The following is a 1,557-nucleotide window of genomic DNA, read 5'->3' on the forward strand; positions in this document are numbered from 1 at the left end:
ATGCTCCGGCCTGGTCTCGCCGCCCTTGCCCGGGCTCGGGCCCCTGTCTCGTCGATCGCGCCCAAGACCCGGCCTCCAGCGGCGCGACCGCCGTGCGCACGCCCCTCGGGCGAGACAGGATGCCTAGCAGATCCGCCGCCCGGGGAACGGTCCCGCCGGCGGATTTCGGGCGATGCCGGCCGCCCCGCCCGTCACGCTTTCGTGTCGAACGCGTCGCCGGAACGGGGGCATGCTTGTCCGATCGGCCGGGCGAGCGACGCCAGGCGGAAGCGGATGCCGGAGCCGTCGCTCGGCGGCATCCGGACGCACGCCGAGGTGCTGCGGAGCCCGATCCCGGCCAAGGGCGGCGAGACCAGGCCGGAGCATTGGCCGGAGCATCGCAAGGGCATGGAAGGCCTCGTCGCGAAGGCGCGGAAGCACGGCATCGAGGAGGCGCCGCGCGACGGCGAGCTGCGCGACGTCAAGATCCTGCCCCCTGGGCCCGAGGGGCGCTACCGCAGCTTCGCCCGCGCCGCCGCATGGTCCGGCGCCTGGGCGAACACCGCCCGCATCGCGTGCCAGAGCGGCTTGCGCCCAAACTGCGCATCGAGCGGCAGCGCGCGCTGGGGCAGGCCGTCGGGACGCTTGCGGTAGGGGTGGTCGTTGAGCCACGTGTCGGGGTCGTAGAGGTCCCACGACATCACGGTCAGCACCGCGGGCTCGGCCGCCACGACCTCGAGATAGGATCTGGCGAGGTCGGCGACCTTGCGGTCGCGGGTGGCGATGTCGGCCGGGAACGCCCGGTCGTCGATGTCGAACTCGGTGATCTCGATGCCGAGCCCCATCCTGCCGATCTCCGCGAGGAAGCGCCGAAGCTGGCCCTGGTCGATCGGCACCGTGCTGGTGATGTGCGATTGCAGGCCGAAGCGGCGGATCGGCACGCCGCGCGCCAGCATCCCCTCCAGGCGCTTGAGCACGCGGGTGCGGCGCGCCTCCATCCACGGCACGCCCTGCTCGACCGCGTCCTCGTTCCAGCAGCCGGCCGCCGTCGGGTCGACCTCGTGCAGGATGCGGAAGGCGAGGTCGACGTAACCGGGGCCGAGCGCGGTGAGCCACGGGCTCTCGCGCAGGCCCTCCGGGCCGCCGCCGTCCTGCGACACCACCTCGTTGACCACGTCCCAGGAGGCGATCTGCCCGCGGTAGCGGCCGGCCACGGTCTCGATCCAGCGGCGCAGGAAGTCCTCGGCCTGGGGGGCGGTGGCCCGCGCCAGCAGCGGGCGCACCCAGGGCGGCAGCGCCTCGTGCCAGACCAGCGTATGCCCGCGCATGCGCTGGCCGTTGCCGCGGGCGAAGCGCACCAGGGCGTCGGCTTGCGCGAAATCGGTCTTGCCGGGCTCGGGCCGCACCACCTCCATCTTCATCTCGGTGCCGCAGACCAGCATCCCGGCCTCGCGCGCCACCGCCTGCCGGTAGGCGGGATCGCGCGCGAACCGGAAGCCGGGCACCTCGGTGCCGTAGGTCAGCCCGGTGCGGGCGGCCGCCGCCTGCAGGCTGTCGGCCGACCACGACGGCCGGCCC

At 74.1% G+C, this 1,557-nt stretch carries 1 protein-coding gene; it reads right to left on the bottom strand.

Translation table 11 applies throughout. From position 1 onward, the window contains the following. Nucleotides 1-491: 491 nt before the first annotated feature. Nucleotides 492-1,557 (bottom strand): endo-1,4-beta-xylanase (locus tag FV223_RS27225; RefSeq protein ID WP_147729818.1); only part of this gene is annotated, 1,066 nt, incomplete at its 5' end.

The organism is Methylobacterium sp. WL116, assembly GCF_008039455.1.
GTDB lineage: Bacteria > Pseudomonadota > Alphaproteobacteria > Rhizobiales > Beijerinckiaceae > Methylobacterium.